This is a genomic window from Streptomyces sp. NPDC030809, from assembly GCF_055572195.1.
Genome location: NZ_JBVIDV010000003.1, coordinates 398,172 through 422,042 on the forward strand (window position 1 = coordinate 398,172; position 23,871 = coordinate 422,042).

21 protein-coding genes and 3 tRNA genes are annotated in these 23,871 nt (G+C 74.6%); 21 read left to right on the plus strand and 3 right to left on the minus strand.

Annotated features, from left to right (window positions below; genetic code table 11):
- Nucleotides 1-224 precede the first annotated feature (224 nt).
- The 15 genes from ACZ407_RS06510 to ACZ407_RS06580 all read left to right on the plus strand — a co-directional run bounded on the left by ACZ407_RS06510 (nt 225) and on the right by ACZ407_RS06580 (nt 15,243).
- Nucleotides 225-1,868 (plus strand): S1C family serine protease, encoded by a 1,644-nt coding sequence (locus ACZ407_RS06510; RefSeq protein ID WP_468125996.1) that lies wholly within the window; start codon nt 225-227, stop codon nt 1,866-1,868.
- A 97-nt stretch (nt 1,869-1,965) separates the two neighbouring features.
- Nucleotides 1,966-2,871 (plus strand): LysR family transcriptional regulator, encoded by a 906-nt coding sequence (locus ACZ407_RS06515; protein WP_468125998.1) that lies wholly within the window; start codon nt 1,966-1,968, stop codon nt 2,869-2,871.
- 106 nt (nt 2,872-2,977) lie between these two features.
- A complete protein-coding gene (locus tag ACZ407_RS06520) occupies nt 2,978-3,535 on the plus strand; it encodes a cysteine dioxygenase family protein (protein ID WP_468126000.1) in 558 nt (185 codons plus the stop codon).
- Nucleotides 3,535-4,611 (plus strand): YeiH family protein, encoded by a 1,077-nt coding sequence (locus tag ACZ407_RS06525; RefSeq protein WP_468126002.1) that lies wholly within the window; start codon nt 3,535-3,537, stop codon nt 4,609-4,611. The genes ACZ407_RS06520 and ACZ407_RS06525 overlap by 1 nt, the downstream gene beginning before the upstream one ends.
- Nucleotides 4,612-4,996: 385 nt before the next feature.
- Entirely contained in the window at nt 4,997-5,962 is a 966-nt protein-coding gene (locus tag ACZ407_RS06530; RefSeq protein WP_468126004.1) for a trypsin-like serine peptidase, read from the plus strand.
- A gap of 109 nt (nt 5,963-6,071) precedes the next feature.
- A tRNA-Ser gene (locus ACZ407_RS06535) sits at nt 6,072-6,156 on the plus strand.
- 230 nt (nt 6,157-6,386) lie between these two features.
- Complete coding sequence (locus ACZ407_RS06540; RefSeq protein WP_468126006.1) at nt 6,387-6,767, plus strand: DUF6344 domain-containing protein; 381 nt, start codon at nt 6,387-6,389, stop codon at nt 6,765-6,767.
- A 393-nt stretch (nt 6,768-7,160) separates the two neighbouring features.
- Nucleotides 7,161-7,478: a hypothetical protein gene (locus tag ACZ407_RS06545; protein ID WP_468126007.1), complete on the plus strand. Its 318-nt coding sequence runs from the start codon at nt 7,161-7,163 to the stop codon at nt 7,476-7,478.
- A gap of 242 nt (nt 7,479-7,720) precedes the next feature.
- Nucleotides 7,721-8,986 (plus strand): acyl-CoA dehydrogenase family protein, encoded by a 1,266-nt coding sequence (locus ACZ407_RS06550; protein ID WP_468126009.1) that lies wholly within the window; start codon nt 7,721-7,723, stop codon nt 8,984-8,986.
- A complete protein-coding gene (locus ACZ407_RS06555) occupies nt 8,983-10,017 on the plus strand; it encodes a bifunctional MaoC family dehydratase N-terminal/OB-fold nucleic acid binding domain-containing protein (RefSeq protein WP_468126011.1) in 1,035 nt (344 codons plus the stop codon). The genes ACZ407_RS06550 and ACZ407_RS06555 overlap by 4 nt, the downstream gene beginning before the upstream one ends.
- A gap of 1 nt (nt 10,018) precedes the next feature.
- Nucleotides 10,019-11,149, plus strand: coding sequence for an acyl-CoA dehydrogenase family protein (locus tag ACZ407_RS06560; RefSeq protein WP_468126013.1), 1,131 nt, complete (start codon nt 10,019-10,021; stop codon nt 11,147-11,149).
- Entirely contained in the window at nt 11,146-11,622 is a 477-nt protein-coding gene (locus ACZ407_RS06565) for a MaoC family dehydratase (RefSeq protein ID WP_468126015.1), read from the plus strand. Before ACZ407_RS06560 ends, ACZ407_RS06565 begins: the two co-directional genes overlap by 4 nt.
- Nucleotides 11,619-12,788 (plus strand): lipid-transfer protein, encoded by a 1,170-nt coding sequence (locus ACZ407_RS06570; RefSeq protein WP_468126017.1) that lies wholly within the window; start codon nt 11,619-11,621, stop codon nt 12,786-12,788. The genes ACZ407_RS06565 and ACZ407_RS06570 overlap by 4 nt, the downstream gene beginning before the upstream one ends.
- Before the next feature lie 118 nt (nt 12,789-12,906).
- Nucleotides 12,907-13,464 (plus strand): SigE family RNA polymerase sigma factor, encoded by a 558-nt coding sequence (locus ACZ407_RS06575; protein WP_468126019.1) that lies wholly within the window; start codon nt 12,907-12,909, stop codon nt 13,462-13,464.
- Between the two features lie 129 nt (nt 13,465-13,593).
- Complete coding sequence (locus ACZ407_RS06580) at nt 13,594-15,243, plus strand: long-chain fatty acid--CoA ligase (protein WP_468126020.1); 1,650 nt, start codon at nt 13,594-13,596, stop codon at nt 15,241-15,243.
- A 59-nt stretch (nt 15,244-15,302) separates the two neighbouring features.
- Here ACZ407_RS06580 and ACZ407_RS06585 read toward each other — a convergent pair whose 3' ends face one another.
- The 3 genes from ACZ407_RS06585 to ACZ407_RS06595 all read right to left on the minus strand — a co-directional run bounded on the left by ACZ407_RS06585 (nt 15,303) and on the right by ACZ407_RS06595 (nt 20,398).
- The gene (locus tag ACZ407_RS06585) at nt 15,303-15,887 is read right to left on the minus strand and encodes an antibiotic biosynthesis monooxygenase (protein ID WP_468126022.1); all 585 of its coding nucleotides are present in this window, start codon (nt 15,885-15,887) and stop codon (nt 15,303-15,305) included.
- A gap of 13 nt (nt 15,888-15,900) precedes the next feature.
- On the minus strand, nt 15,901-19,869 hold the full coding sequence (locus ACZ407_RS06590) for a response regulator (RefSeq protein WP_468126024.1): 3,969 nt from the start codon (nt 19,867-19,869) through the stop codon (nt 15,901-15,903).
- A 103-nt stretch (nt 19,870-19,972) separates the two neighbouring features.
- Complete coding sequence (locus tag ACZ407_RS06595) at nt 19,973-20,398, minus strand: SSI family serine proteinase inhibitor (protein ID WP_468126025.1); 426 nt, start codon at nt 20,396-20,398, stop codon at nt 19,973-19,975.
- A gap of 143 nt (nt 20,399-20,541) precedes the next feature.
- On the opposite strand from ACZ407_RS06595, the gene ACZ407_RS06600 reads away from it, so the two are divergent.
- From ACZ407_RS06600 to ACZ407_RS06625, 6 genes are all read left to right on the plus strand, one after another.
- Nucleotides 20,542-20,632: transfer RNA gene (locus ACZ407_RS06600), tRNA-Ser, on the plus strand.
- Between the two features lie 241 nt (nt 20,633-20,873).
- A tRNA-Arg gene (locus tag ACZ407_RS06605) sits at nt 20,874-20,946 on the plus strand.
- 109 nt (nt 20,947-21,055) lie between these two features.
- Nucleotides 21,056-21,226, plus strand: a complete 171-nt coding sequence (locus ACZ407_RS06610) for a hypothetical protein (RefSeq protein WP_468126026.1) — start codon at nt 21,056-21,058, stop codon at nt 21,224-21,226.
- Nucleotides 21,227-21,372: 146 nt separating this feature from the next.
- Entirely contained in the window at nt 21,373-22,461 is a 1,089-nt protein-coding gene (locus tag ACZ407_RS06615) for a S1C family serine protease (RefSeq protein ID WP_468126027.1), read from the plus strand.
- Nucleotides 22,462-22,501: 40 nt separating this feature from the next.
- A complete protein-coding gene (locus tag ACZ407_RS06620) occupies nt 22,502-23,383 on the plus strand; it encodes a DUF2797 domain-containing protein (protein ID WP_468126028.1) in 882 nt (293 codons plus the stop codon).
- A 131-nt stretch (nt 23,384-23,514) separates the two neighbouring features.
- Nucleotides 23,515-23,856, plus strand: a complete 342-nt coding sequence (locus tag ACZ407_RS06625; protein WP_468126029.1) for an antibiotic biosynthesis monooxygenase family protein — start codon at nt 23,515-23,517, stop codon at nt 23,854-23,856.
- Nucleotides 23,857-23,871 lie beyond the last annotated feature (15 nt).

A 23,871-nucleotide genomic window follows, 5' to 3' on the forward strand; every position in this document is an offset into this window, starting at 1 on the left:
CCGCGGCGGGTGCGGCGGGCCCCCCGACCGCGGCGGCCGGTTCCGTGTGCCCGGGGATACGTCCGAAATGCCCGGTATAAAGGATGAGGGCGAGGATGCACAGGTCCGGCTTACAGTGCTCTGACGGAGCCTGGGAAATTCTTGGACCCAGGAACTTGTGCGGTCGGCCGGACGTTCAGCCCGACCGGTATCCAAGCAGCCGTGCGCGACGAGGAGAGAGAGCTGTGAGCACCGAGAACGAGGGCACCGCGGCCCCGACGCCCCCGCAGGCCCCGTCCGCACCCCCGGTGCCGCCGGCCGCTCCCAGCACCGAGCCCGCCGCGAGCGCCCCGGCGCCCGCGCCGGCCCCTGCGCAGCACCACGCCCCGGCCGAAGCGCCGACCGTCGTGGCACCCGCGCCCCAGGCCCCGGTGCAGGACGCAGCCGCCCCGGCCCCCGCGGCGGATCCGCGGACGCAGCCGCTGCCGGCGGCTCCCGAGGCCCACACCCAGCAACTGCCGCCCACCGGGCAGCCCACCCAGCAGCTTCCCGCCGCCCCGCCGGTCCCTGCGGCCGCACCGCAGGCGTACCCCGGTCCGCAGGCCCCCGGCGGTCATGCCCCCGGCGGGCAGGCGCCCGGTGCGCAGGCCGGCGGCTGGCCCCCGCCGCCGCCCGCGGTCCCCTCGTACGGGGACGGCTTCGGCGGCGGACACGGCGGCGGACCGGTCTGGGGCGCGCCCCCCGGCCAGCAGCCCGCGCCGAAGGCCAAGGGCCGCGGCGGACTGGTCGCGGCCGCCCTGGTGGCCGCCCTGGTCGCGGGTGGCGTCGGCGGCGCCGTCGGCTACCAGCTCGCCAGCAACGGCGACGGCGGCAGCGGCGGCTCGACCACGGTCAGCGCCGGGGTCGCCCCGAAGGACCTCAAGCGCGAGCCCGGCACGGTCGCGGCGCTCGCCGCGAAGGCGCTGCCGAGCGTCGTGACCATCGAGGCGCAGGCCGGTGACGGCGAGGGCGGCACGGGCACCGGGTTCGTCTACGACCAGCAGGGCCACATCCTCACCAACAACCACGTGGTGGCCTCGGCCGCGGACGGCGGAAAGCTTTCCGCGACCTTCTCCAACGGCAAGCGGTACGAGGCCGAGGTCATCGGCCGGGCGCAGGGCTACGACGTGGCCGTGCTGAAGCTGAAGAACCCGCCCGCCGGTCTCGCCCCGCTGCCGCTCGGCGATTCGGACCGGGTGGTCGTCGGGGACTCGACCATCGCGATCGGCGCCCCGTTCGGGCTGTCGAACACGGTCACCACGGGCATCGTCAGCGCCAAGAACCGGCCGGTGGCCTCGGGCGACGGCCAGAGCAACAAGAACTCGTACATGAGCGCGCTGCAGACCGACGCCTCGATCAACCCGGGCAACTCGGGAGGTCCGCTGCTCGACGGCCGCGGCGCGGTCATCGGCATCAACTCGGCGATCCAGTCGGCGGGCAGCGGCGGCTTCGGCGGCGGCCAGGCGGGGTCGATCGGCCTCGGCTTCGCCATCCCGATCAACCAGGCCAAGAACGTGGCCGAGCAGCTGATCAAGACGGGCAAGCCGGTGTACCCGGTCATCGGGGTCTCGGTGGACCTCCAGGCCAAGGTGGACGGGGCCAAGATCTCCGACCAGGGCGCGCCGCCCAGCGATCTGGTCAGCCCCGACGGCCCGGCGGGCAAGGCGGGGCTCAAGCCCGGTGACGTGATCACCCAGTTCGGCGGCAAGCCGATCGACAGCGGCCCGACCCTGATCAGCGAGATCTGGACGTACAAGCCCGGTGACGTGGTCAAGGTGACGTACGTGCGCGGCGGCGGCAAGCCGGTGACCGTGGATCTGACCCTCGGCTCGCACGTCGGCGACCGGTAGCGGCGACCGGCGGACCTGGCGAAGTGACCTGAAGGGTGCGGGGCCGTAGGCGGGAATCCGCCTACGGCCCCTCCCAACGTCCGCTTATGCTTCGACGGTGTTCGACTCCCGGCACATCAGGACTTTTCACGAGGTGGTCACCGCCGGGTCGTACTCGGCGGCCGCCCGTGTGCTCGGGTATACCCAGCCCGCGATCACCCAGCAGATGAAGGCGTTGGAACGCGCCGTCGGCACCCCGCTCTTCACGCGGGTGGGGCGCCGGATGCAGCTGACCGAGGCGGGCCAGTCCCTGGCACGGCACGCCGAGTCCATACTCGGCAGCCTCTCCGCGGCCCAGCAGCAGATGAAGGCGTACGCGCGGCTGCGCACCGGCCGGGTCCGGCTGTGCGGGTTCCCCAGCGCCAATGCCACCCTGGTCCCGGAAGCGCTCAGCGGACTGGCCAAGGAGCATCCCGGGATACAGGTGGAGCTCCTCGACGGCGAGCCGCCGGACTCGCTGCGCCGGCTCCAGCGCGGGGAGTGCGACATCACCCTCGCCTTCACCTACCCCGGGCTGCACGAGGAGGTGCCGGACGAGGTCACCGAGGTCCGGCTGCTGGAGGACCAGCTGACCGTGCTGCTGCCGAGCGGGCATCCGCTGGCCCGCAGGCGCTCCGTGCAACTGGGCGATCTGGCGGACGAGCGGTGGATCGCCGGCTGTCCGCGGTGCCGGGCCAACCTCCTGCACGAGTGCGCCGAGCTGGGCTTCGTGCCCGAGATCGTCTTCGCCACCGACGACAACCTGGTCGTGCAGGCGCTGGTCGCGCAGGGGCTCGGCGTGGCGATGATGCCCGCGCTGCTGCTGCCCTCGCTCTCCCTGACCCGGGTCACCGGGCGGGCCCTGGAGCCGGCGGCCCGGCGGCACATCTCGGCGTACGTCTACCGGGAGCACCTGCGGATACCGGCGACGGCGGCGGTCCTCGACGAGTTGCGCAGGGTGGCGGCCAACCGGGTCGGCTGCTGAGGCGCTTCTCCCGGACCTCCCGGCTCTCCCTCGTATAAGCAGAGCTTGGGACTTCAGGTGAAAACTGTCGTTGGACGTGATGGACCGGCCGCCGGACGCTGCCTTCATGACCACGACGACGACCGCAGCGGTGGCGGTGACCGCACGGATGACCACGCTCATCGGCGAGATACGCGCGGTCGTCGACCGCGGGCTGCCCCCCGACCTGACCGCGTACCTGGTGGGCGAGAAGCTCGCGCCCCACCTCGGTACCCCCGATCTGCTCACCCTGGCCCAGCAGGAGAGCGACCCGGAGCGCTACCGGCAGCACATCGTGCACGCCGAACGCGACGGCAGCTTCTCGCTGGTGGTGCTGGTGTGGCTGCCCGGCCAGGAGACCGCGATCCACGACCACGTCTCGTGGTGCGTGGCCGGGGTGCACCAGGGCGAGGAGAGCGAGCGCCGCTACCGGCTGGCCCCCGGGCAGGGCGGAGCGGCCCGGCTGGTGCCGACCGAGGACGTGGTGAACGGACTCGGCGAGGTCTGCGGGTTCGCCCCGCCCGGTGACATCCACCGGGTCCGCAACTCCTGTCGTACGACGGCGATATCCGTCCACGTCTACGGGGCCGACGTGTCCCGCCTGGGCAGCAGCGTCCGCCGCGTCTACACCCTGCCGGCCGACTGATGGCCCTCCTGCACCGGCCGCGCACCGCGGGCCACGAGCCGTCCTCCGCTCGGCAGCCCGCCGTCCGGGCCGTTGTTTCACGTGAAACACGCACCTGGCCCGGGCTGCTGACGGCGGTCCTCGGTGCCGCGCTGGCCTGGACCGTCCACCTGCTGCTGCCGGCCGTTCCCATGCTGACCGCCTCGGTGGTCCTGGGCATCGCGGTGGCCCACCTGCCGCGCATCCGCACCTTCGTCCGCGGGGCCGGCCGGCCCGGGCTCTCGCTCGCCGGGCGGCGGCTGATGCGGATCGGCATCGTGCTGCTGGGCCTGGGGCTCGGGCTGGACCAGGTGGTCCGGCTGGGCTGGGGCACGGTCGCGATGGTCTTCGCGGTGGTCGGGGCCACCTTCTTCGGCACCCTGTGGCTGGGCCGCAGGCTCGGGCTCCCGGGGGACCAGCCGCTGCTGATCGCGACCGGGTACTCGATCTGCGGGGCGTCCGCGATCGGGGCGGTGAGCGAGGTCTCCGGCAGCGACGAGGAGGACGTGGCCTCGTCCGTGGCCCTGGTGACCCTGTGCGGAACCCTCGCCATCGCCGTGCTCCCGCTGCTCCAGCAGCCGCTGGGGCTGGGGGACGCGTCCTTCGGCCGCTGGGTCGGGGCGAGCGTGCACGACGTGGGCCAGGTGGTGGCCACGGCCCAGACGGCCGGTCCGGCCGCGCTGGGGGACGCGGTCCTGGTGAAGCTGATGCGCGTGGCGCTGCTCGCCCCGCTGGTCGCGGCGGTGGCCTTCGCGCTGCGGGCGCGGCGGGCGGGAGTCCGTACCGCCTCGGGCAAGCGGCCCGCGCCCGTGCCGCTCTTCGTGGCGGGCTTCCTCGTGGCCGCCGGGGTCCGGGCCACGGGGCTGCTGCCCGCCGAGGCGCTCGGCTGGGCGCGCACGGCCCAGGAGGGGCTGCTGGCAGCGGCGCTGTTCGGGCTGGGCAGTGCGGTCCACCTGCCGACCCTGGCCCGTACGGGCGGCCGCGCGGCGGCGCTGGGGCTGAGCGCGTGGGTGGTCGTGGCGGGGGTCTCGTACGCGGGGGTGCTGCTGACCGTGTGAGGCCGGAGCGGGGTGAGGGCGCCCCAGCGGAGGGGCCGACGGAGCCGGCGGGGCGCGGGGTGGATCGGGCCTGCGGGGGGCGACGGAGGGCGGAGCGGGGTGGAGATCGGGCCTGCGGAGTGGTGGAGGGTGGAGCGGGCGGCGGAGGGCCGCTCACGGGTGGACGGCCGGAAGCGCGGGCGCGGGCGTGGGCATGGCGCGGGCGGGGGCAATCCGGCCGGAATCAAGGGGCATTCCGGCCGAACCGACCGAACGTTCTGACGAGTACCTGACAATCCAGCCGTGGCGTGGCAGTCTGCCTGCCGCACGTCGATCCGCACCGACAGCTCTTCACCCCCACCCTGCCCGGGCCCAACCGGCCCCGGCACGGCAGAAGGAGTCATGCGTGAATCGTCCCCCCAAGGCCGTCTCCGCCCTGCTCGCCGCAGGCGCCCTGGTCGCGGCCGCCCTCACGGCCGCCGGCCCCTCGGCCGCCAGCCAGGCCCCGGCCTCCCCCGCGTCCTTCAAGCCCGCGCACACCAAGGGCTTCTGGACCGCCGAACGCATGCGGGGTGCGACCCCGCTCGACCTGATCCTCGCCCCCGGTGTCCGCCCCAAGGCCCCGGCGGCCGCCTCCGCTCCGACGGCCGTCCGGCCCACGGCCCCCTCCCCCGCCGCCGCCCCGGCCGCCTTCCCGCAGGCCGGCGGCGCATGGACCGGCGGCGGCGCCGTCGTGCGCACCTCCGGCCGGGTCTTCTTCACCTTCCAGGGCCGTACGGCCTCCTGCTCGGGCGACTCCGTCACGAGCCAGAACGGCAGCACGGTGATCACGGCCGGGCACTGCGTGAAGTACCAGGGCGCCTGGCACACGAACTGGGTCTTCGTGCCGGCGTACGACAACGGCAACGCCCCGTACGGGCAGTGGAGCGCGACGCAGACCTTCGCCACCGACCAGTGGGCGGCGAGCGAGGACATCAACTACGACGTGGGCCTGGCGGTGGTCGCCCCGCTGAACGGCCAGAAGCTCGCCTCGGTCGTCGGCGCCCAGGGGATCCTGTTCAACGGCGGCTACAACAAGGCGATGTACGCCTTCGGCTTCCCGGCCGCGGCACCGTACGACGGCACGAAGCTGATCTACTGCAGCGGGAATTCGAGCAAGGACTTCCTCCTCTCGAAGGACCACGGCCTGGGCTGCAACATGACCGGCGGATCCAGCGGCGGCCCCTGGTTCCAGAACTTCAACGAGGCCACCGGCACCGGCCTCCAGGTCTCGGTGAACAGCTTCGGCTACAACTTCCTGCCGAACCGCATGTTCGGCCCGTACTTCGGCAACGAGGCCAAGGCCGTCTACGACAAGGCCCAGACGGCCTGATCCCGCCCCGGCCCGCTCCCGCCCGTCCGCCCGCGACCGCGGAGGACACCGTGATCCAGCGGATCCCGGTAATGTGTAGCCCGTTCCGCCGCCTCGGCGGCCGGGGCAGGGTGGGTTGCCCGAGCGGCCTAAGGGAACGGTCTTGAAAACCGTCGTGGCGCGAGTCACCGTGGGTTCAAATCCCACACCCACCGCAGTGCGCCGGCATTCCTGCCGGTGAAAGGGCACGTCCTCCGAAGCGAGGGCGTGCCCTTTCGCGTGGGGTGCGGGGGCGGGCTGAGCCGGACGGGTGGTGTTTGTCCGACTACGTGCCTGGGTGGGCGTGGTTCCTCGTACGGGACGATTTGCGGATGCATCATCACGAATGTATTCAGATCCGCCCGTCCGAACATCCGGAATCCGGATGTGGGAATGAGGAGTCGTCATGGCCGCCAGCAACCGTTTCGCATCGCTCTGGACCGTCATCGTGGCCGCGCTGGCCGGGATCCTCGCCGTCTTCGGCATCCGGGTCGCGGTGGAGGCCGCCGAGGTCGCCGGGACGGCTGCCGGGACTACGGGCGCCGGGGCGACGGGCGCCGGGGTGCGGGGCGCGGCGGAGCGGGAGGAGGCGGCGGCGGTACGGCCGGCCGGGCGGAGCCGGCTGCGGAGCGTCGGCACCGGGGCGCTGCCGCCCACGATCGCTCAGCGGATCCGCGCCGAGGCGCACGGGTCCTCGCCGTCGGTGCGGCGTTCGACCACGGCGGCTGCGAACGTGACGGAGTTCCGCGGTGCGGAGGGTGCCGGGGAGCTCGGGCTGGCGGCATAGCGGGCGGGGAGGTTTCCGCCCCCGCGGGCGCCGGGGGCGCGTTGGGGGCGCAGGGCTTGGGGCAGCGGGGGGACGGGTGGGGGGAGGAGCGGCCGCGGGGAGCGCGGCCGGGGGTCCGGGGGCGGTTCGGGGGCGGAGGGATGTGGCGGAACGGTTCAGCCCTTGCGGCGGACCGTTTTTCGGCGTTTCAGGGGTGCGTTCGGGGCTTTTGGGGGCGTGACCGGGGTTTATCCGTATTGGCTCATGCTTGCGAGGGAATCGGCGACTCCGGGGTGGTTCGCCGGGGATTCGGTGGGCAACTCTGGTCTCGACGTCGAGAGCACGAGCAGAACCTCAGGCGCAGTCGGCCAACTGCCTTGAGAAACACCGCAGTTCACATCTGGAGGATTCAGAATGGCACTCGTCCGTACCGCCCGCGTCTTCGCCGCCGTCGCCTCGCTCCCCCTCGCCGCCGCCCTCTTCGGAGGGGTCGCGCAGGCCGACAACGGGTGGGGATCGTTCGCGAACGACGGCTCGAACGCGAGCGTGGCCAGCATCATCGGCAGCGGCGTGGGCGGCCACAGCAGCGGCAACACCTCCACCTCGCAGCAGGTGGCCACCGGCTCGGGAGCGGCCAACCAGAACAACACGGCGCAGGTCAGCGGATCGGCCTTCACGGCCATCGACCAGGGCAACAGCAACCTCGCCGTGCACTTCCACCCGTGGTGGTAGCCGGCCGGGCCCGCTGAGGCCCCCGCGGCCGCGGGCCTGCGAGGGCGGTGGGCCCCTGGGTTGATGGGTTCCAAGGGCGGTGGGCGCCCGTACGACCGGACCGGCTGGGGTCCCGTCGTGCGGGCGCCCCGTCGTGTCCGGGGCGGGCCTCGGATGCCCCCGACCTTGACAGGCAACGGTATCTGACGGAGAGTCAGAAATCTGCTCACGCCGTCCCGCCGCCGCCCAGGAGGCCATGCGCCGTGCACCTCGCCCCCACCGAACCGCAGGTGCGGCTCCGCGCCGAACTGCGCGCGTACTTCCGTGAACTGATGCCGGACGGGGTGCCGGAGGACCCCGGTGAGCAGCGCGCGCTGCTGCGCCGCATCGGGTCCGACGGCCTGCTCGGCCTCGGCTGGCCCGAGGAGTACGGGGGCCAGGGGCGCGGCCCCGCCGAGCAGTTCGTGTTCTTCGACGAGGCCTACCGGGCGGGCGCACCGGTCTCCATGGTCACGCTCAACACGGTCGGCCCCACCCTGATGAAGTACGGCACCCCCGAGCAGAAGGAACGGTTCCTGCCGGGGATCCTGCGCGGGGAGATCGTCTTCGCCATCGGCTACTCGGAGCCGGAGGCGGGCACCGACCTCGCCGCGCTCCGCACCCGGGCCGTCCGGGTGCCGGGGCCCTCCGCCGGATCCCCCGCGGGCCGATCCGCCAGCCCCTCCGGCAGTCCCTCCGCCGGCCCCTCCGCCGGCCGCTCCGACGGCGCGTCCACCGACGCGTCCGAGGGCGAGTGGCTGATCGACGGGCAGAAGGTCTTCACCTCCAACGCCCAGAACGCCGACTGGATCTGGCTGGCCTGCCGCACCGACCCCGAGGCCCCCAAGCACCGCGGCATCTCGATCATCCTGGTGCCCACGGATGCCCCCGGGTTTTCCTGGACCCCCATCGAGACCGTCGGCGGCCTCACCACCACCGCCACCTACTACGACGGCATCCGCGTGCCCGCCGGCAACCTGGTCGGACCCGAGCACGGCGGCTGGGGGCTGATCACCAACCAGCTCAACCACGAGCGGGTGGCCCTCGCCGCCATCGGCATGCAGGCCGAGGACTTCCACCGGGCCGCCGTCGCCCACGCCCGCACCCCCGATCCCGTCACCGGCCGCCGCCCGGCCGAGGAGCCCTGGGTGCGGTCCCGGCTGGCCGAGGCGCACGCCCGGCTGGCCGCCGTACGGCTCCTGAACTGGCGGCTCGTCCAGGACGTGGGCGCGGGGACCCTCGCGCCGGGGGACGCCTCGGGGGTGAAGTTCCTCGGCACCGAGAGCGCGGTGGAGGTCTACCGGATGTGCCAGGAGGTGGTGGGCGAGAGCGCCCTCCTCCGGGGCCCGGGTCCGGGGGCCTTCGACGGCGGGGAGCTGGAGCGCCTGAACCGGGCGGCGCAGATCAACACGTTCGGCGGCGGGGTGAGCGAGGTGCAGCGGGAGCTCGTCGCGATGATGCGGCTCGGCATGAAGGGGAGGAAGCGGTGAGCGGCAGCGGTGACCGGGCGGCTGACGAGCTGTACGAGCGGCTCAAGGCCTTCGAGGGGCGGGCGGCGGCCACCGCGGCCCGGGGCAAGGACCCGGTGAACGCCCCCATGATCCGCCACTGGTGCGAGGCGATGGGCGACACGAATCCCGCCTACACCGGCCCCGACGCCATCGCCCCGCCCACCATGCTCCAGGCCTGGACGATGGGCGGGCTGTCCGGGCACGGTGCGGGCAGCGGCCGCTCCTCCGCCTACGACGAGCTGTTCGCGCTGCTCGACGGGGCCGGCTACACCTCCGTGGTGGCCACCGACTGCGAGCAGGAGTACCTGCGGCCGCTGCGGCCCGGGGACCGCGTGACCTTCGACGCCGTGATCGAGTCGGTGTCCCCGCGCAAGACGACCCGGCTGGGCACCGGCCACTTCGTGACCACCCGCATGGACGTACGCGCCACGGCCGCCGACGGCACTCGGGACGGCACTCGGGACGGCACCGGGGACGGCACCGGGGACGGCGCGGGGGTGGGCGAACTCGCCGGGACCCACCGCTTCCGCATCCTCAAGTACGCCCCGGCCGCCCCCGCCCCCGCCCCCGCCCCCGCCCCCGCCGCCCCCGCAAAGCCGGACGCCCGCCGCTCCCGCCGCCCCCGCCCGGTGGTCAACCGCGACAACCAGGGCTTCTGGGACGGGGTGGCCGAGCACCGGCTGCTCATCCAGCGCTGCACCGGCTGCGGCACCCTGCGCTTCCCCTGGCTGCCCGGCTGCAACGCCTGCGCGAGCCCGGACTGGGACACCGTCGAGGCCTGCGGCGAGGGCACCGTCTTCAGCTACGTCGTCATGCACCACCCGCCCTTCCCCGCGTTCGACCCGCCGTACGCGGTGGCCCTCGTGGAGCTCGCCGAAGGGGTGCGGATGATCAGCAACATCACCGGGGTCCCGTACGACAAGGTGCACATCGGGATGCCGGTCCGGCTGGAGTTCCTGCGCGCCGACGAGGAGCTGGAGCTCCCGGTGTTCCGAGCGGACGGGGGCTGACGTGGACTTCCGCCCCACCGAGGAGCAGGCGGCCGCGGCCGGGCTGGCCGCCGAGATCTTCGCCGACCTGGCCACGCACGAGCGGCTCGCCGCCGCCGGCACCGGCAGTGACGCCGAGCTCTGGAAGGCCCTCACCGCGGCCGGGCTCACCGCCGCCGTCGAGGAGACCGGCCTGCTGGGCCTGGTCCTGCTGCTGGAGGAGCAGGGACGCACCACCGCGCAGGTTCCGTACGCCGCCACCTGCGTGTACGGGATCCTCGCGATCGGTGCCCACGGGACCGCCGGACAGCGCTCCCGGCTGCTGCCCGCCCTGCGTGCGGGAACGGCCGTGGCCACGGGCGCCTTTCCGGACCGCGGCCGGGTGCTCGCCGAGCCGGACCCGGCCCCGGCCCACCGCCCGGCCCCCCGCCCGACCCCGGCGGACGCCGACCGGCCCCTGACCGCCCCGCCCGCCACCGCCCCGCCCGCCGCCGCCCGGCTCACCGGCACCCTGCCCCTGGTCCCCTGGCTGCGCGACGCCACCCACGTCCTCGTCCCCGACTCCGCCCGCGCCCTGTGGCTGGTGCGGACCGACGCCCCCGGGGCCGCGGCCGAGCCCGTCGAGACCACCGCACCCTGGGCGGCCGGCCGGCTCACCCTCGACGGGGCGCCGGCGGAGCGCATCGGCACGGGCCCGCAGGCGTACGAGGCGGTGCTCGACACCGCCCGTACCGCCTTCGCGGGACTCCAGGCGGGGGTCTGCGCCGGCTCCCTCGCGCGGGCCGTGGCGCACACCTCCACCCGCGAGCAGTTCGGCCGCCCCCTCTCCACCAACCAGGGGGTGATGCTCCGCGCCGCCGATGCGTACATGGACACGGAGGCCATCCGCGTGACGGCGTACGAGGCGGCCTGGCGCATCGACGCGGCCCTGCCCGCCCGGCAGCACGCGCTCACCGCCGCCTGGTGGGCCGCCGAGGCCGGCCGGCGCGTGGTGCACGCGGGCCAGCACCTGCACGGCGGGCTGGGCGCGGACCTCGACCACCCCGTCCACCGGCACTTCCTCTGGGGGCGCCAGCTGGACGCGTACCTCGGCTCCGGAGCCGAGCTCCTCGCCGAACTCGGCGCATCCATAGCAGAGGAGGGATCCGCATGACCGGCCCGACCGCGAGCCCGACCGCGAGCCCGACCGGCCCGACCGCGAGCCCGGCCGCCCCCGTACGCCTCGCACCCGGCGACGAGCTGCCGCCCCTGGAGATCCCGGTGACCCGCACGCTGATCGTGGCCGGCGCGGTGGCCTCCCGGGACTACCAGGACGTGCACCACGACGCCGAACTCGCGCGGGCCAAGGGCTCCCCGGACGTGTTCATGAACATCCTGACCACGAACGGCCTGGTCGGCCGGTACGTCACCGACCACCTCGGACCCGCCGCCGTGCTGCGCAAGGTGGCCATCCGGCTCGGTGTCCCCAACTACCCCGGGGACACCATGGTCCTGACCGGAACCGTCGAGGCGGTCGCGGGCCGCACGGTGGAGATCCGCGTGACGGGCACCAACCGCCTCGGCCGGCACGTGACGGGCACCGTCCTCGCCGACACGGCCCCCGCCCCCGGGGGAGCCGCGCGATGAGCGTCCGTACCCGCGACAGCCTCGGCGGCCGGGCCGCCATCGCCGGCATCGGCGCCACCGAGTTCTCCAAGGACTCGGGCCGCAGCGAGCTCAAGCTCGCCGTCGAGGCCGTGCACGCGGCCCTCGACGACGCCGGGCTGAGCCCCTCCGACGTGGACGGCATGGTCACGTTCACGATGGACACCAGCCCCGAGATCACCGTGGCCCAGGCGGCCGGCATCGGCGAGCTGTCCTTCTTCTCCCGCATCCACTACGGGGGCGGCGCCGCCTGCGCCACCGTCCAGCAGGCCGCGCTCGCCGTGGCCACCGGGATCGCGGAAGTGGTGGTCTGCTACCGCGCGTTCAACGAGCGATCCGGCCGCCGCTTCGGCTCCGGGGTGCAGCAGCGCGAGCCCTCGGCGGAGGGCGCGGCGCTCGGCTGGTCGCTGCCCTGGGGGCTGCTGACCCCGGCCTCCTGGGTGGCCATGACCGCCCGGCGCTACCTGCACGCGTACGGGCTGACCCCCGAGGCGTTCGGCCACGTCGCCGTCACCGGGCGCCGGCACGCCGCGAACAATCCGGCCGCGTACTTCCACGGCAAGCCGATCACCCTGGCCGACCACGCGGCCTCGCGCTGGATCGTGGAGCCGCTGCGGCTGCTGGACTGCTGCCAGGAGACCGACGGCGGACAGGCCCTGGTGGTCACCACCACCGAACGGGCCCGGGACCTGCGCCACGCCCCCGCCGTGATCACCGCCGCCGCCCAGGGCGCGGGCCGCGGGCAGGAGGCCATGACGAGCTTCTACCGGGACGACCTGACCGGGCTGCCCGAGATGGGCGTGGTGGCCCGCCAGCTGTGGCGGACCAGCGGGCTGCGGCCCTCGGACATCGACGTGGGCATCCTCTACGACCACTTCTCGCCGTTCGTGCTGATGCAGCTGGAGGAGTTCGGCTTCTGCGGGCCGGGCGAGGGGGCCGCGTTCACGGCGGCGGACGCCCTGCCGCTCAACACCCACGGCGGCCAGCTCGGCGAGGCGTACCTGCACGGCATGAACGGGATCGCGGAGGCGGTGCGCCAGCTGCGGGGCAGCTCCGTCAACCAGGTCGCGGGCGCGGCGCACGCCCTCGTGACGGCCGGAACGGGGGTGCCGACCTCGGGCCTGATCCTGGGTGCGGACGGTGCGTGACGTCCCGTACTCCTTCTTCAGGAGGTCCGGGAAACCCCACCCCTACAACCTGAGACGGATACGGCTTCGGCACCTGGGGCCGATCCCCGGGGGTGGGTGGCGCTTCTAGCGTGGAGCCATGACCACGCCTGTCTGCACGTACCCGTCGAGCCCGTCGTATCCGAGGACCTACCCGTCGTTCTCCTCGTACGTCCGGACCCGCGGCACGTCCCTGATGCGGACCGCGCGCTCGCTCACGGCCAACCCGTGCGACGCCGAGGACCTGCTGCAGACCGCCCTCGCCAAGACGTACGTGGCCTGGGACCGGATCGAGGACCACCGGGCGCTGGACGGCTACGTGCGCCGGGCCCTGGTCAACACCCGCACCTCGCAGTGGCGCAAGCGGAAGGTCGAGGAGTTCTCCTGCGAGGAGCTCCCCGAGCCCGAGGGCCTGCCGTACACCGACCCGGCGGAGGCGCAGGTGCTGCGCGACGCGATGTGGCGGGCGGTCACCCGGCTGCCGGACCGGCAGCGGGCCATGGTGGTCCTGCGGTACTACGAGGACCTGAGCGAGGCCCAGACGGCGGAGCTGCTCGGGGTCTCCGTCGGCACGGTCAAGAGCGCCGTGTCCCGGGCGCTGGGCAAGTTGCGCGAGGACCCGGAGCTCAGTCCGGTCTGCGGTGCGGCGCGGTTCTGACCTCGGTTTTTCGGACACTGACAGGGTTCACTGGCAGGGTTTGTACTCCTGGGTAGTGACAGGCCTCCCCGGCGCGCGCAGAATCGGCAGCATCCTTTGCCGCCGCGCAGCGCCCATCGGGAGGACGCTTTGCTGAGCACCATGCAGGACGTACCGCTGACCGTGACCCGCATCCTCCGCCACGGGATGACGGTCCACGGCCGGTCGCAGGTCACCACCTGGACCGGTGAGCCCGAGCCGCACCGCCGCAGCTTCGCCGAGATCGGCGCCCGCGCCGGAGCGCTCGCGCACGCCCTGCGCGACGAGCTCGGGGTGCAGCCCGCGGACCGGGTCGCCACCCTGATGTGGAACAACGCCGAGCACGTCGAGGCGTACTTCGCGATCCCCTCGATGGGGTCGGTCCTGCACACGCTGAACCTGCGGCTCCCCCCGGAGCAGCTGGTGTTCATCGTCAACCACGCCGCCGACAAGGTGGTCCTCGTCAACGGCACCCTGCTGCCGCTGCTGGTGCCCCTGCTCCCGCACCTGCCGACCATCGAGCACGTCGTGGTCTCCGGCCCCGGCGACCGCTCCGGCCTCGACGGGCTCGGCGTGCGGGTCCACGACTACGAGGAGCTGCTCGCGGGCCGCTCCGCCGACTACCCGTGGCCCGAGCTGGACGAGCGCCAGGCCGCGGCCATGTGCTACACCTCCGGCACCACCGGCGACCCCAAGGGCGTGGTCTACTCCCACCGCTCGATCTACCTGCACTCCATGCAGGTGAACATGACCGAGTCGATGGGCCTGACCTCCGCCGACACCGGCCTGATCGTCGTACCGCAGTTCCACGTCAACGCGTGGGGCCTGCCGCACGCCGTCTTCATGACCGGCATCAACATGCTGATGCCGGACCGCTTCCTGCAGCCCGCCCCGCTCGCCGAGATGATCGAGCGCGAGAAGCCCACGTACGCGGCGGCCGTGCCCACCATCTGGCAGGGGCTGCTCGCCGAGGTCTCCGCGCACCCGCGGGACATCTCCTCGATGAAGCACGTCACCATCGGCGGCTCGGCCTGCCCGCCCTCCCTGATGGAGGCGTACGACAAGCTGGGCGTGCGGGTCGTGCACGCCTGGGGCATGACCGAGACCTCCCCGCTGGGCACCATGGCGCACCCGCCGGCCGGGATGTCCGCCGAGGAGGAGTTCCCGTACCGGGTCACCCAGGGCCGGTTCCCGGCCGGGGTGGAGGCGCGGCTGGTCGGCCCCGGCGGGGACGTGCTGCCGTGGGACGGGGAGTCGGCCGGCGAGCTGGAGGTGCGCGGCAACTGGATCGCGGCCGCGTACTACGGCGGCAGCTCCGGCGAACCGCTGCGCCCCGCGGACAAGTTCAGCGAGGACGGCTGGCTCAAGACCGGCGACGTCGGCGTGATCACGGCGGAGGGCTACCTGACCCTGACCGACCGGGCGAAGGACGTCATCAAGTCCGGCGGCGAGTGGATCTCCAGCGTGGAGCTGGAGAACGCGCTGATGGCGCACCCGGACGTGGCCGAGGCCGCCGTGGTCGCCGTGCCGGACGAGAAGTGGGGCGAGCGCCCCCTGGCGACCGTCGTGCTCAAGGAGGGGGCCGCGGCCGGGTACGCGGACCTGCACGCCTTCCTGGGCCGCACCATCGCCAAGTGGCAGCTGCCGGAGCGCTGGGCGCTGGTCCCGGCGGTCCCGAAGACCAGCGTGGGCAAGTTCGACAAGAAGGTGATCCGCCGGCAGTACGCGGACGGCGAGCTGGAGGTCACCAAGCTCGGCTGACGGGATCCGCGGCGGGGCCGGCCCGGCCGGGGAGCCGGGGCCGGTCCCGCCCGCGTGACTCAGCGCGGGCTGAGCCAGCCGCGCAGCAGCCGACTGACCGCGGGCATCGCCACGTACGTCATCAGCGTGCTGAAGACGGCCGAGAAGGCCGCCGTGCGCAGGACCACGTGCAGGTCCACCAGGAAGGGCCCGAGCAGGGCGTTGCCCGCGAGCGAGAGGGGGAAGATGGCCAGCCCCGAGCTGATCGCCATCTTCCAGCGGGGCGGCGCGGGCCGGGTGGTGCCGGGCTTGGCGAACCAGGTCTCCATGCCGGTGAGTTCGCGCCGGGCCGTCTCGGTGTGGTGGTGGCCCTCGCAGTTGGCGAACCAGGCGGCCCGTTCGGGCGAGTCCTGCCAGGCGCGGAAGGCCGCGTTGTCGTGGAAGCGGTGCACCAGGAACCAGGGTGCGCCCTCGGCGGCCGGGCGGAACAGCCCGTAGCCGAGGTGCCCGGGGAAGCGGGCCGCGGTCTCCAGGATCCCGCGCGCCCACTGCTCGAACGATTCCTCGTAGCCCGGCTCCACCTGCCGGGCGATCAGCAGCGTCACCTCGCCGTCGTCGGCGGGCACGCTCTGCTCGGTCCGGTCGCTTCTCTCGGTCATCGCCATCCGCACAGGGTGGCTAATGGGTCCCGATCTTGGCCAGCAGGTCCACGATGCGGCCCTGCACCTCGGCGGTCGTGGCGCGCTCGGCGAGGAACAGCACGGTCTCGCCGGAGCCGAGGCCGGTGGGCCCGGACTTGTCGATGTCCACCGAGGTGTAGACGACGAGCGGGGTGCGGTTCAGCTGCCCGTTGGCGCGCAGCCAGTCCACGATCCCGGCCCGGCGCCGGCGCACCTGCATCAGGTCCATGACCACGAGGTTCGGCCGCAGCCGGGTCGCGAGCTCCACGGCGTCGGTGTCCGCCCCGGCGCGCGCCACCTGCATCCCGCGGCGCTCCATGGCCTCGGTGAGGGCCTGGGCGATCTCGTCGTGCTGCTCCAGCAGCAGCACCCGGGAGGGGTGCTGCTCGCTGTCGCGGGGCGCGAGCGCCTTGAGGAGGACCGCCGGGTCGGCCCCGTACGCGGCCTCCCGGGTGGCGGTGCCGAGACCGGCCGTCACCAGGACGGGCACCTCGGCGGCCCCGGCGGCCTGGCGCAGGGACTGGAGGGCGGTACGGGTGATCGGCCCGGTCAGCGGGTCCACGAACAGGGCGGCGGGGTACGCGGCGATCTGCGCGTCCACTTCCTCGCGGGAGTGGACGATCACCGGCCGGTAGCCGCGCTCGCTGAGCGCCTGCTGGGTCTGGACGTCGGGCGCGGGCCACACCAGCAGCCGCCGCGGGTTGTCGAGCGGCTCCGGGGGCAGCTCGTCGTCCACGGGCTGCGGCACCGGCCGGTGCACGACCTCGACGGCCCCGCCGGGGCCGTCCAGCGGCTCGGGGCCCTCGGCGGCGCCGGCCGCGGGTGCTCCTATGGCGAAGGCCCGCCCGGTGCCGAGGGAGGAGCCGTCGGCACCGCTGTCCGGCTCGGTGAGCCTGCGGCGGCGCCCGGACCCGTCGGGCGCTCCGGGCGGCACCAGGGCGGCACCCTGCCCGAGGGTCCCGAGGGCGCGTACGGGGATGGGTCCGGCCGGGCCGTCCTGGGCCTGCCGGGCGCCGGGCAGCGCGACGGGGGCCGGGGCGGCCTCGTCGGGCGCGGTACGGGCGGCGGGCACGGGCCAGGCGGCGGGGGTGGCGGGCAGCGCCCGGCGGCGGCCGGTCGGTGCGGTCTCGTCCTCGGCTGCGGCGGGGTGCGGCTGCGGCGGGGTGTGGCCCTCGGGAGCGCCGGCGGAGGCGTGGTCCGCGGCTTCGCCCGCGGCCGGGGCCGCGAGCACGCGGCGGGCACGGCGGCCCTGGCCCTCGGGGGCCGCGGCGGCGGGGGCGCCGGGCGCCGGGGTGCCGGGTGCGCCGACGGGCTGGAGGCCGTCCGGAGCGGTGGGCGCGGGCGGCCGGCCGGGCAGGCCGGGCGTGCCCGGAACTCCGTCCGGGCCGGGCGGGGCCGTCCGGGGGTCGGGGCCGGGGGGCGGCCCGGCCGGGGTGGCGAGTCCGAGCAGGCCGGGCAGGCCGGGCGCGGGCGCACCGGCGGGGGCGCCCGGAGCGGCGGGCGCGGGGACCCCGGGGGCGGCACCGGGCGCGGCGGGACCGCCGGCGGCCGGGGCGCCTGCCGGGCCCGCCGGAGCTGCGGAGCGCGGGTCGCCGGGACCGGCCGGGCCGGCGGCGGGGACCGGGCCCATCGGGGTGGCGGCAGCGGCCGGGACCGGGCCCATCGGAGTGGCGGGCGAGCCGGGGAGGCCCGGGGCGGCGGGGACCGGGCCCGTCGCGGTGGTGCCGGCGGCGGGGATGCCGGGAGCGCCGGGGCCGCCCGCGGGGACCAGCCCGCCCGGTGCCACCGGTCCGGCCGCTGCGGCGGGACCGCCGCCGTTCGCGCCGGGAGCGTACGGATCGGCCGGGGCCGGGCCGGTACGGGCGCCGGGTACGGCCGGGGCGCCCGGCGCGGCGGGGGCGCCCGGCGCGGCCAGGGCCCGGCGGCGGCCGCCGCCGGGGGCCGCCGCGGTCCCGGGCGGGCCCGGCGGCACGGGGGTCTCGGGGGCCCCGCCGAGCGCCCGGCGGCGGCCGTTGCCCTGCTCGGCCCCGGCGGGCAGTCCCTGCGGCGGTACGGGGCCCGGGGTCACGGGACCCTGCGGCGGGGCGGGCACCACCGGCGGGACGGCGGGCATCGGGGGCACGGGCGGCATCGGCGGCACCCCCGGCCGGCCCTGGGCGGGCACCGGCTGCGGTCCGGCGGCCGGGGCCCCTTCTTCGAGGGCGCGGCCGCGGCGCCGGCCGGTGCCGTCCGCGGGCACCGGGACGGCGAGTCCGGCCGGGTTCACGGGAGCCTGCCCCAGCTCCGCGCCGGGCGCGCGGCGCCGCCCGGACGGCAGGGCCAGTGCCCCGCCCTCGGCGGGTGCGGCGGCGGCCGGCTCCTCGTCCAGGAAGGCGTCCACGCCGCGGCGGGCCCGCCGCCCGCTGCCGGGCTTCGGCTGCGCGCCGCCGGGTCCGCCCCCGGACCCGGCGGACTCCGGGGCGCCCGCGGGCTCCGGTCCGGGCTCCGGCTCGGGCCGGGTCACCGTGCCCGCGCCCGCACCGAGCGGGACTTCGAGCACGTACGCGCTGCCGGTCATGCCCGGCACCTCGTGGGTCTGGAGCACGCCGCCGTGCGCGGTCACGATCCCGCGCACGATCGGCTCGTGCACCGGGTTGCCCCCGGCGTACGGCCCGCGGACCTCGATCCGGGCCACGTCACCGCGCTGGGCGACGGCGACCACGATGGTGGAGTCGGCGTAGCTCCCGGCCGCCGAGACCGGTGCCTTGCCGGTGGCGTCCACCCCGGCCACGTCGGCGATCAGGTGCGAGAGGGCCGTCGCCAGCCGGGCGGGGTCCACCTCGGCCTCGATCGTCGGCGCGTGCACGGCGAACTGCGCGCGCCCGGGGCCGATCAGCTCCACCGCGCCCTCGACCGCGGCGGAGACCACGTCGTCGAGGAGGGCCTTCTCCTTGGCCAGCCGTTCCTTGCCGGCGTCGAGGCGCTGGAAGGAGAGGACGTTGTCGAGCAGGACGGTCATCCGGGAGTAGCCGGCCGCGAGGTGGTGCAGCAGCTGGTTGGCCTCGGGCCACAGCTGCCCGGCGTCGTCGGCGGCCAGCGTGGCGAGCTCCCCGCGCAGCTCCTCCAGGGGTCCGCGCAGGGCCTCGTCGGCCAGGGCGATCAGCTGGGCGTGGCGGGCGGCGAGGGCGTCGTACGGGCGGCGGTCGGTGAAGGTCATCACCGCGCCGACGAGCTGGTCCCCGTCGCGGACGGGGGAGGTGGTGAGGTCCACGGAGACCGGTTTGCCGGCCTTGTTCCACAGCACCTGGCCGCGCACCCGGTGCTTGCGCCCGGAGCGCAGGGTGTCGGCGAGCGGGGACTCGTCGAAGGGGAAGGGGGAGCCGTCGGCGCGGGAGTGCAGGACGAGCGCGTGCAGTTCGCGGTTGCCGAGCTCGGTGGCGCGGTAGCCGAGGATCTGGGCGGCGGCGGGGTTGACCAGGACCACCCGGCCGTCGGTGTCGGTGCCGACCACGCCCTCGGCGGCGGCGCGCAGGATCATCTCGGTCTGGCGCTGGGAGCGGGCGAGCTCCGCCTCGGTGTCCACCGTGCCGGAGAGGTCCCGTACGACCAGCATGAGGAGCTCGTCGCCGGTGAAGCGGTGGGCGTCGGCGTAGGCCTCGCGGCCGTCCTCCAGGCCGGCGCTGGTCACCTCGGCGGGGAACTCGCTGCCGTCGGTGCGGCGGGCCGTCATCCGCTTCGGCTTGGTGCGCCCCTCGGGCTCGTCGCCGGGTCGGCGCATCGAGCCGGGGATCAGCTTCGAGTCGAATTCGGGGAGCAGGGAGAGGAGGCCGCGGCCGACCAGACCGGTGCCGGGGGACTCGAAGACCTCCAGCGCGATGGAGTTGGCGTTCACCACGGTGCCGTTGGCGTTCACGAGGAGGAGCGCGTCGGGAAGCGCGTCGAGTATTGCTGCGAGGCGAGCAGCGCCTCGGGATGGCCTGCTGCTCACGACGACGCTTCCTCCCTGACTACCGGCATGTCACGGGAGGAGTCTAAGGGCACCTGCCCGGGGCCCGGCGGGAGATGCGGGCCACTCCCGGCATCCGCGCTGGTCAGGAGCGCACACTCGGAAGCACGGGTTCCAAATCTTTCCACCGGCTGATCTCACACCCGTTCTTCCGGTCGAACTCGGCCTTGACCGGCTTGTCCCGCCAGGACCCGGTGACCTCCGCCCGGGCGGGCCCGCCGTCCTGCTGGGTGCACATGCGGCGGGTGGACACCGGGGCGAAGGGGTCGGTCCCCTCCTTGGCGAAGGCGTCGAGGCGGGCGCAGGCGCGCCGGGCCTCGGGGTGGCTGCCGCCCACCGGATCGCACGTCAGCTCGTACGTGCCGTTGGCGCGCGGGTTGCCGGTGCCCGTCACGGTGATCGTGAGCCGGTCGGGCTCGGGCTGGTGCAGCAGCCCGAGCGGGAGGGGTGGCAGCGGGCTCGACGCGAGGGCGGCGGAGACGGCCGAGGCGAGGGCGAGGCGGCGCAGCATGCCGTGCCCAACGACGGCCCGCGGCCGGGGTCACTAAGCCTTTGCTCTCGCTGCCTTGTGGCTAGTACCGTGGGGGTGGATTGGTGACCGGCCCTCGGGCTGTGTCATCATCTGCACGCACCCCACGTACGCGGGGGTGTGCTGGAGGCGTCGCCTAGTCCGGTCTATGGCGCCGCACTGCTAATGCGGTTTGGGTCTTAAAGCCCATCGAGGGTTCAAATCCCTCCGCCTCCGCGCTGTGATCACGAAGCCCCGGTCCGAACGGACCGGGGCTTCGGCCGTTTCCGCCCCCGGATCCCCTCGGATGTGCTCGCGCCGGCGCCCCGACCGCGGTGCCCGTTCCCGGCCGATCCGCGAGCTGATCAACGTTTCCGCAGGTCAGAGGGGGTTTGGCTAATGGATTTCGCGTCACGGCGAGGTCCATGTATTGTTGTTCTCGCAAGGCCAACGGGGCGAAAAACCCCGGGAAGCACAAGCACTCGTAGCTTAACGGATAGAGCATCTGACTACGGATCAGAAGGTTGCAGGTTCGAATCCTGCCGAGTGCACAGCAGGGCAGAGGCCCCGGACGAAAGTCCGGGGCCTCTCGCGTTTGGCCCAGTACCGTGCCGGGGGCATCACGGGAGGAGGGGGCGCGGGGTGAGCCGAAGGCGATATGTGGCCAGAGGGGTACCCGGTGGGTACCGCATCTGGGACAACAGGGGACGGCGATGGTGGGGCGACCACTACGAGGTCTGCCCCGATGACCTCCTGGTCGAGCTGAACGGCGCCGCCGACCCCGCGAGGCTCACGGCTCTTCTCAAGCGGTACCGGGCGCAGAAGCGCTGAACCTCCGTCCCGCGCGTGCCGGGGCGGCCGCTGCTGCTGCCAGGACAGCGGGCGGAGGCGGGCTTAACCTGGTTATGGCATTGATCGTTTCCGGGCCGGGCCCGGCGGGGACGTGGCCGGTCCGCTTGTGCAGGGGAGTCGCCCCCATGAGAGCGAGAGCCACGATCGTCATCCCCGCAGCAGCGGCCGTCGTGCTGGCCTGCTGCGGGTCCGCAAGGGCGGACGACCTCCCGCCCAAGGAGATCTTCGAGCGGGCGGCGCCCGCGACCGTGCAGGTGCTGGCCGCCACCGGCCAGGGGCTGAGCAGCGGCAGCGGGGTCGTCTACGACGCCGACCAAGGGCTCGTCGTGACCAACGCGCACGTGGTCGAGGGCTCGGGCGCGCTGAAGGTCCGCGTGGAGAAGGGCGAGCCGCTGCCCGCGCGGCTGCTCGGCAGCGATCCCTGCGAGGACCTCGCGGTCCTCAAGCTGTCCAACCCGCCCGAGGGGCTCAAGGACCTCGATTTCGGCGAGAGTTCGAAGCTCGAAGCCGGGGACGTGGTGGCCGCGCTCGGCTATCCGGAGTCCTTCTCGGACTCGGGTGCCAAGGCCGTCGTGTTCACCAGCGGTGTCGTCCAGTCCCCCGACGTGGCCGCGGCCCCCGGCCCCTCGCTGCCCCGGCTGCCGTCCACCGTGCAGCACTCGGCGACCGTCAACCCCGGCAACTCCGGCGGCCCGCTGCTCAACGGCAAGGCCGAGATCGTCGGCATCAACAGCCTGAAGCAGCCGTCCTCCAGCAACGTGGAGGGGCAGTTCTACGCCATCAGCAGCGACCACGCCCGTCCCCTGCTCGACGGGCTGGCGGCGGGCAACAGCCAGAACAACGCGGGCTGGAGCCTGGTCTCCCTCGCCGACCCCGGGTTCACCGACTACTTCGAGGACCCGGCCGCAGGGGCGAACGTCCTCGCCAAGCTGTCCGGCGGCGGGGTCAAGGACGGCATGTTCGTGATCAGTGCCGCCAGCAACTCCCCGGCCGGCAAGGCCGGTTTCGTCGAGGGCGACGTGATCACGCACATCAAGGACACCCCGGTCGCGAGCATGGCGCAGGTCTGCGACGTGCTCCAGTCCGCGGGTCCCGCCGAGAAGCTGCCGATCGCCGGCCGCTACACGTACAACGGCGGCAAGGAGCACCCCTTCGGCGAGCGCTGGTACACCGACCTGACCCTCCAGGGGCGGGCGACCGGCAGCAGCAGCTGAGCCGGCGGGCGCTGTCGGCGGGCTCTCGTACGGTGGGGGCATGTGGCGGTGTGCGGGCATGCGGTGGCGGGCTGCGGGCCCTGGACTGCTGTGGGACGGCGCGGGGCGCGGGCCCCGCGAGAGCCCGCTGCGGCTCGGGCAGCGGATCGGGTTCACCGTGGCCGGGGAGCGGCGCTGCCTGGGGGTGCGGCGGGGCGGTCGGCACACGCCGTGCCCGCGGGCGGCCCCGGTCCCCGCGCGGCAGGGCCGGGCGCAGTGCCCCGAGTGCGCCCGGCTGGACCGGTCCTTCTCGGTGGCCGCCGACACGAACGTGGCGGATCCGCGCCCGTACCGGGTCTACCTGGCCTGGTTCGGGCCCGGCCTGGTCAAGGTGGGGATCACCGCCGAGGAGCGGGGTGCGGACCGGCTGCTGGAGCAGGGGGCGGTGGCGTACGGCTGGCTGGGGCGCGGGCCGCTGATGGCCGCGCGCCGTACGGAGGAACTGCTGCGGGCGGCGCTCGGAGTGCCGGACCGGATCCCGTACGCGCGCAAGCGGGCCGTACGGGCCGCACTGCCGCCGTGGCCCGAGCGGGCGGCCGAGGTGGCGGACCTGCACGCGCGGGCGGGGGCGCTGGCGGGCTGGGCGGAGACCTTGGAGCCGCTTCCGTGCGAAGTGGCGGACCACACGGCGGTGTTCGGGCTGGAGCGGATCCCGCCGCCACTGGGCACGGCCGCGGCGCCGGCGGCCGGGGCGGTGGTGGTCGGGGAGCTGGCGGGTGCGGCCGGTCCGGACCTGCACCTGGCGGACGGGCTGGTGGTCGACACCCGGCTGCTGGCGGGCTGGGAGCTGGCCGCGGCGGCGCCGGACGCGGTGACCTCGGTGGCGGTCGCGCCGATCGCGGCGGCGGGGGCGCCGGGCGGGGAGCAGGACGGGCTGTTTTGAGCCCTGCCCCGGCGGGGTTCCGGGGACGGAGCCGGGCGGGCCCGGCGGGCAAGGTCAAATCTTGGATCCCTTTGGCCGTCCGGGGCGGATTCCTGTGGACAGGCCCGCAGGCCGCCGCGGAGGGTGGGCGCATGAGCATCCCGCAGCCCAGGCCGCTTCCGGCCTTCGAACCGCCGTACATGATGGCGGTGTTCACCTCCGTCCGCACCCTCGACGCCGAGGAGTACGACACGACCTCCCGGCGGATGAACGAGCTGGTGGGCGAGATCCCCGGGTACCTGGGGCACGAGAACGCCCACACCCCCGGCGGGCTCTCCATCACGGTCGGCTACTTCCGCGACGAGGAGGCGCTCGCCGCCTGGCGGACCCATGAGGAGCACCGCAGGGCCCAGCGGCAGGGCCGGGAGGAGTGGTACGACAGCTACACGCTGCACGTCGGCACGGTCGAGCGCAGCCACGGCTTTGTGCGCTGAGGCGGGGGCCGGGGC